This is a genomic window from Parendozoicomonas sp. 2304DJ65-17 (genome assembly GCF_058148445.1).
In genome coordinates this window covers 206,338-212,940 of record NZ_JBYVJV010000010.1, presented here as the reverse complement: position 1 = coordinate 212,940, position 6,603 = coordinate 206,338, and the positions used below count along the sequence as shown (strand labels likewise).

Annotated in this window: 5 protein-coding genes and 1 tRNA gene; 2 read left to right on the top strand and 4 right to left on the bottom strand. The window is 47.4% G+C overall.

Features of this window, described 5'->3' with window-relative positions; translation table 11 throughout:
- Positions 1-116: 116 nt before the first annotated feature.
- Positions 117-203: transfer RNA gene (locus ACY2RR_RS20975), tRNA-Leu, on the bottom strand.
- Between the two features lie 166 nt (positions 204-369).
- Complete coding sequence (locus tag ACY2RR_RS20970) at positions 370-1,680, bottom strand: NAD(P)-binding domain-containing protein (RefSeq protein ID WP_490110141.1); 1,311 nt, start codon at positions 1,678-1,680, stop codon at positions 370-372.
- Positions 1,681-1,933: 253 nt separating this feature from the next.
- Between ACY2RR_RS20970 and ACY2RR_RS20965 the strand changes: the two genes are divergently transcribed.
- Both ACY2RR_RS20965 and ybaK read left to right on the top strand, forming a co-directional pair.
- Positions 1,934-3,211 carry an OmpP1/FadL family transporter gene (locus ACY2RR_RS20965; protein WP_490110140.1) on the top strand — a complete coding sequence of 426 codons (1,278 nt, stop codon included), beginning with the start codon at positions 1,934-1,936 and terminating at the stop codon, positions 3,209-3,211.
- A gap of 99 nt (positions 3,212-3,310) precedes the next feature.
- Positions 3,311-3,790 carry a Cys-tRNA(Pro) deacylase gene (ybaK, locus tag ACY2RR_RS20960; protein ID WP_490110139.1) on the top strand — a complete coding sequence of 160 codons (480 nt, stop codon included), beginning with the start codon at positions 3,311-3,313 and terminating at the stop codon, positions 3,788-3,790.
- Here ybaK and ACY2RR_RS20955 read toward each other — a convergent pair.
- Together ACY2RR_RS20955 and ACY2RR_RS20950 are read right to left on the bottom strand one after the other, a co-directional pair.
- Entirely contained in the window at positions 3,787-5,079 is a 1,293-nt protein-coding gene (locus ACY2RR_RS20955; RefSeq protein WP_490110138.1) for an MFS transporter, read from the bottom strand. The two genes, ybaK and ACY2RR_RS20955, sit on opposite strands and share 4 nt — an antisense overlap.
- A complete protein-coding gene (locus tag ACY2RR_RS20950; RefSeq protein ID WP_490110137.1) occupies positions 5,080-6,558 on the bottom strand; it encodes a UDP-N-acetylmuramoyl-L-alanyl-D-glutamate--2,6-diaminopimelate ligase in 1,479 nt (492 codons plus the stop codon).
- Positions 6,559-6,603: the final 45 nt, after the last annotated feature.

The window sequence follows — 6,603 nt, the reverse complement described above, 5'->3', positions numbered from 1 at the left end:
AGAAGACTCGAACTTCCACGCCCTTACGGACACTAGCACCTGAAGCTAGCGCGTCTACCAATTCCGCCACCTGGGCAGTCTGTTTTTAAGCTTGTCAGTCAAGCTTGCTGAAAAGATGGTGCCCAGAAGAAGACTCGAACTTCCACGCCCTTACGGACACTAGCACCTGAAGCTAGCGCGTCTACCAATTCCGCCACCTGGGCATCTTTCAGCTGCTCAAATCAAGAAACGTTTCGAGTCGTCCCCTGCGAGCGAGGCGAATATTAGAGAGAATGGTTTTTGGTGTCAACAACTTACCGGCCTCATACCGGGGTGGTAATTACCGAAATGGGAACATCCATTGCAAAACGCGGACTTTTGAGATGGCTTCTAATAGCCAAGATCCTGCAATGAGGGAATAAATGGAGGGGGAGTATCCCGATATACTCCCGGGTGCTGAATTCTGTGGGCAAAGCCGGAGGTAGCAAACTTCTCAACCATATCGGAAGGTTTCCGCTCTCCTGCCAGCCGGGCTAATTTGCCAATCTGCTCATACTGCCTATCCCTGTATCGTTGTAAATCCCGTTCAGCTATACCGCTGTCTCGCCAGGTTTGTTCCTGCCACTTCGATGCCCTGAGCATATTCTCTGAAGTCGGAAGGCGGAGTTTTTCAGAGAAAACCTTGGCAATCCAGACGGCCTGATAATAAGCCATCCAGAAAATAATGGTGTAGGAAGGTAGCCCGATAAAAGCGAGCGAGGGGTACTTCGCACTAAAGGTATCCATATAAAGGGGAGAGAGAAAACGATCTCCCAGTTTTAAATCTACGGCTGATAGATCGGGCATGAAAGGAAACTCATAGTCGAAGCCTGTGGCATAAACCACAGTGTCTATATCTTGCAGGGTTGAGCCATCAGCCAGCGTAAGAGAACTCCCCTTTATACTTGTGATTTCCGGATGGAGAGAGATGTTTTGGCGACTCCCAAACAGCTTTTCAGGAGGAGAAAGCCTGTGGTTCCGGCCGCAAAAGAAGATAGTTTTCGCCTCAGGGCTGAGATTGAAACAGATATCATCGCCGGAGTTACTGGCTCCTAATACGGCTACATTCTGACCGGTAAAAGGCTCAGGTTCCCTGTAATACATGCTGTGAAGAATGGTACCGGTGAACGTTTCTGCACCGGGAATATTGGGAATTGAGGGTTTACTGTAATGGCCATTGCAGACAACAACCCGATCAAAAACCTGCTGATGGTGGCTTTGATTTTCATGGTTCAGCCAGTGAACTCTCCACTTCACCTCTTCACTGTCTTTGTTGTTCTGTTCCTCTTTTTCAAGAAGAGTGACTTCACAATGGAATTCAATAAATCGGTGAAGGTCGTACTCAAGAATGTACTGTTCAATATAACGAAACACCGTTTCCCGCGAGGGATAGAGTCTTACCGGTTTGCCATGCTCCTCCGGGTATGTGGTCATATCTCTGAACATCGTAAAGTGCACAGGAAAATTAGTTCGTAAATCCCGGTAAATGGCGCTTGTGGGGCGCTCAGGGTTATTTCGAATATCAGCAACCTGAGAGAGAGGCTGGTAGTTCCATTGACCGCCTATTCTCGGACCTTTTTCGAAACAGGTAACTTGTAAGCCAGCTTGGGAAAGTTGGCGAATGGCTGTGACCCCAGATATACCCGCCCCGATTACTGCCACTGAGATTTTGTTGTTTGAGTCCATAGAATCCAACAGTTTCTGATTTTGTAATCAAAGATAGGCAGGGGTTTGATAGCTGTCCTGTAGAAAAGGTCTTAACGGATTTTTGAAAAACGACTCCGGTAACAAAAAACGTACATAAATCACACAGCGACACATATAGACTCGCCGCGGTTACATACACTGAAAGTGAACGCCCTTCTCTCTCTTGTTCGCTTTGCCTCTTTTTAAATGGAATTCTTTCGGGGACGTCATGATTAACGCCGCTCGTCGACGTGGTCTGCTTGTTGTATCTTCGCTTGCAATCGCTGTTTCAGGTCAGGTTCTGGCCGGTGGTTATGAAAAAGCCACCATGTGGGATGCTAAATACAGTGCACTGGCTGGTGCCGCAACTTCATCGGTTGATAACTCCAGTGCGGTTTATTTCAATCCGGCGGGTTTGGCATTTGCTGATTCCAATGATTTTTCTCTTCATGCTTCTCCTACCTTTTCCCGGATTGATGGTCCGGTAAATGGTTCTGACACCTTTTCTAAAGGTGAAGACCTGTTCGCCATGAACGGTGGTTTTACCGGGCTCTATCAGTTAAATGAAAAGTTCACGCTGGGGTATGGTATTTATGGGGCTGGTGGTTCCATGTCTGAATATGGAGATATCACAACTGGTAAAGGACCATTTGCCCAAACCGGAGATGTTTTAACCAATATCAAAATCATTGAGGCTGGTCTGGCACTGGCTTATCGCATCAATAAAAACTGGTCTGTGGGTGGTACATATCGCCTGACTTACGCGGTGGCTGATATCAATATGGCTTCAGCAATGGGACCTGGTGATGCCGTTGGTGTGAATGTTCAGTACGAAGATATGGATGACTGGAACACCTTTGGTGTTCGTCTGGGAGCCATGTTCCGTTCTGATGATAATCGCTGGGGCTGGGGTATTAATTACCGCTCAGAAGTGGAAGCGGAAGCAGAAGGTGAAGCTGGTTTAGATGTTGGCGGGCAGAATCAATACAGCGGCAGAGATGTTACTGCGAAAACAACGCTGCCGTTCCAGATTTCTACTGGTGTCGATTACCAGCTTACAGATGATGTAACCCTGTTCGGTGAAGTGACCTACAGTAATTACAGTACTAACAAGAGCATTGAGTTCTCTTCTGATGACACGAATTTGCCCGTGAAAGAAGTTCATCAGGAGTGGGATGACCAGTACAACTACCGGGTAGCTGTTGAGTACACTGGCCTGGAAGACTGGGCACTGCGTGGTGGTTATATTTACACGACATCTATCGTGCCAGAAGAGTACGCTTCTCCAACGTTTTCAACCCCTAACTTTGCTCACACCATCACCTTTGGTGCCGGTAGAAGTTTTATGAATGGCAAGGTCGATCTGGATCTGGCGGCTGAATACAACATTGTTGAAAACGATGATGTAAAAGGCGGTGGAATGGCTACGACCTCTTCAGCTGCACCTTCCGGCAGATATGAGTCCAAGGCTTACGCTGTGCACATGTCCCTTCGCTATAACTACTAAGCGTAAACATTCAGGCTGAATAACTGTCAGCCTGAATCTCTTCCCTAATCCGCATACAATGACTGTTTTCAGAAAAAAGCATTCTTGGCAGGAAACAGTATGACTCCCGCAGTTCTGGCAGCCCGTAAAGCTAAAATTTCCCATAAGGTTCATGAGTATGGGCATGATTCGTCGTGTACCTCTTATGGCGAAGAAGCTGTGGCTGCGTTGGGTATTGAACCGGAGCGAGTGTTTAAAACTCTGTTGGTTTCCCTGAATGGTGATCCCAAAAAACTGGCAGTGGCTATTGTTCCTGTTCCCTGCAAACTTGATCTCAAAGCCTGTGCACGGGCATTAAAGGCCAAGAAGGCAGAGATGGCTGACCCGGCAATCGCAGAAAAAACTACAGGCTATGTTGTGGGGGGAATCAGCCCATTGGGGCAGAAGAAACGTTTACCGGCAGTTATTGATGAGAGCGCCAATAACTTTGAAACTATTCACGTGAGCGCTGGTAAAAGAGGTTTGGAAATAGAGCTTTCGATGAAAGACCTTTGCAAGCTGAACGGTGCGAGTTCAGCTTGCATAACACGCCAGGGTTAACCTGCTTTAGGCCATTCTCTGTGGTTGGTATCAATCACAAAATGATGACTGTGCTTTTCTAAAGTTTGACCATCTTTTGCAGTATGAAAGTGTTCCAAAACTTCAGGGTCAACTCTGGGATAGGTTATGCCTGTAACAACCAATCCGCAGAGGCTGAGCCCAGCCATAATCATAAACGATGTTGTTAATCCCAGTGTTGCACTGCTCCAGCCCGCCAGAAGATAAGTGAAGAACCAGCAAAGGTGAGACAGGGAAAAGTTAGCAGCAAAGAAAGCCGGAGAATCGCTCTCCTGACAGGAGCGGGTAATTAATGCCCCGGCCGGAGTTTGAATCATGGATGCACCCATTCCCAGCATCGCCCAGGAAAGCAGAAAGAGTGGCCATGAAGGCTGGGATATTCCTGTAAATAACGCCAACGTAATCACTGAACCGCCAATCAGGATTACTGGGCGAATTTCATACTTCTTCAGCAGGGCTGGCAGCTTCATGGCAACAATCATGGAACCAAATCCCATGGCAGACATAGCCAGTGCAGTTTCTGACTCTCCACCTTTCAACACCTCGTTTACATAAACGACAGTATTAACAATCGCCATGGCGCTGGCACTGGCAACGGCCAGATACGCTGCCCACAAAGCTCTCAGCCGAGGGGTTTTCAGGTAGGAACTGATACCAAACTGCAGATTATCAATAATGCCTTTCTTACGTTCAGGAATCAGTGCCTGTGGCACAACGCTGTAGAAGATCAGCAGGCCTGAAGCGATAAACGTAAGAGCATCGGCAATAAACAACCCTTGGAATGTCATAAATGTTAATAACAAACCTGCAACAGCCGGGCTGAGCAGCTGTTCCAGGTCGTAAGCCAAACGACTCCAGGAAAGAGCTTTCATATATTGGTTTTTATCGGGAAGAATCTGCGGTAACACCGATTGATAAACGGGAGTAAACCCGGCAGAGCAGGCATTAATGCAAAGTATCAGCACATAAACCTGCCATACCTGAGTCACGAAAGGCAGAAACAGAATCAGCCCGGCACGCGCAATATCTAAACCGGCCAGCCACTGTTTTCTGGGAAGTTTGTGAGCATAAGCCCCGATAATCGGAGCTAGCACTACATAAGCAAACATCTTCAGTGCCAGAGCTGTTCCAAGAACGAAGCCGGCCTGATCACCCGCAAGGCTGTATGCCAGCAGAGCAAGAGCAATGGTGCTTATGCCCGTTCCGGCCAGTGAAGTGATCTGAGCTAGAAACAGGTTTCGATAAGTTTTGTTGCGCAACAGAGTGTTCATTCAGGCGATCCTTTTCCCTGATGAATGGAATGCTGGCGTAGCAATACGCACAGCTTCCCTATCTCCAATGTATGGTTCCGGATTGTCCTTATCTGGCCCCATGTATTGATATTTCTCATGGCCTTTGCCACAGATTAGCAGTACATCATTGCTGGTTAGTTCTGCGACGGCTTTGCGAATGGCGAGGCCGCGATCTAATTCAACTTGATACTTCTGAGGAGGTGCTCTCCGCGCCATTGCCTGAATAATGACTACCGGTTTTACGCCCAGAGGGTTGTCGCAGGTAAACCAGGAAATATCAGAATGCTGGCAGCACAGTTCTCCAATATCTTCAGCCTCGGCAAGGCGATCGCCGGTCACCCCTAGTACTGTAATTATCCGGCCGAACGTGTGGCTGCGAGCATTGAGTAAAAGGTTTTCCAGACTGTCACGGTTGTGGGCGTAATCCACAATCACCGTTGCGCCGCTGTTAATACGAAATACTTCACTTCTACCTGGAGTAGGTTGCAGCTGTTTGAGCTGCTCAATCGAAGCATCAATATCCCCTGTGATGGATGAGAGTGCTGCCAGAACAGCCAGACTGTTCTCAATATTGAAAGTAAACGGCAGTTGTATTTCGACAGGATAAATACTGTGATCATGAAGAACCCGGTATTCACCATTGCTGCAGGATGATGAGATATCAAAAGCCGCAAAGTCAGCATTGCTGGATAGAGAGCCAAAGGTGATAACTTCGGCTTTGCCTCTGCAACGATCAATAATCGCAGGAGCTACTGGATCATCTATATTCACGATAGCTTTACCTCCGGGTTTCAGGCGATCAATCAACCTGAGTTTGGATTGGATGTATGCAGTGCGGCTACCGTGATAATCGAGATGATCTTCACCAAAGTTGGTGAAAATAATCATGTCGTAATTAATGACTGAAACCCGATCCTGATCCAGCGCATGGCTGCTGACTTCCATCACATGATGGGTAACACCTTTCTTCCACATCTGGTTAAAAAGATTTAGTAATGAAATAGCGTCAGGAGTCGTATTAATCAGGGGGTGGTGATAATCGGAAAACTCACAGCCGAGAGTGCCGGTATAAGCCGATGGAGACAGTTCATTAAGTAAGGTTTTCAGGCTGTGGGCAATGGTCGTTTTCCCATTGGTGCCGGTTACTCCAATGTTGAAGATTTTGTCCTGTGGGTGTTGATAAAACTGGCTGATCAGACTCACAGATACAGTTAAGTCCGGTGTTTCAATGCAGGGTATGGAGCTCTCAACGGCTTTATTGGTGATCAGGGCAGCTGCGCCCCGATGAATGGCATCTTCAACAAAGTCATGACTATCACTGACTAGCCCTTGCCGACATACGAAAACATCACCATTTGCAATGTTTCTGCTATTGGTTTCAAACTTCCCTTTGATGTGTTGGCGAAGAGTGTTGAGCTGGCTTTGGAACAGGTTTGTTCCGGCATTACTGATGCCCATAGGCAAAGAACCGAATCAGGTGGCTTATCTGAATGGGGAATTGTA

Bases quoted from the DNA above. Each gene is read 5' to 3' on its own strand.
- ACY2RR_RS20965 (WP_490110140.1), top strand. From the start codon at position 1,934: ATGATTAACGCCGCTCGTCGACGTGGTCTGCTTGTTGTATCTTCGCTT.
- ybaK (WP_490110139.1), top strand. From the start codon at position 3,311: ATGACTCCCGCAGTTCTGGCAGCCCGTAAAGCTAAAATTTCCCATAAG.
- ACY2RR_RS20955 (WP_490110138.1), bottom strand. From the start codon at position 5,079: ATGAACACTCTGTTGCGCAACAAAACTTATCGAAACCTGTTTCTAGCT.
- ACY2RR_RS20950 (WP_490110137.1), bottom strand. From the start codon at position 6,558: ATGGGCATCAGTAATGCCGGAACAAACCTGTTCCAAAGCCAGCTCAAC.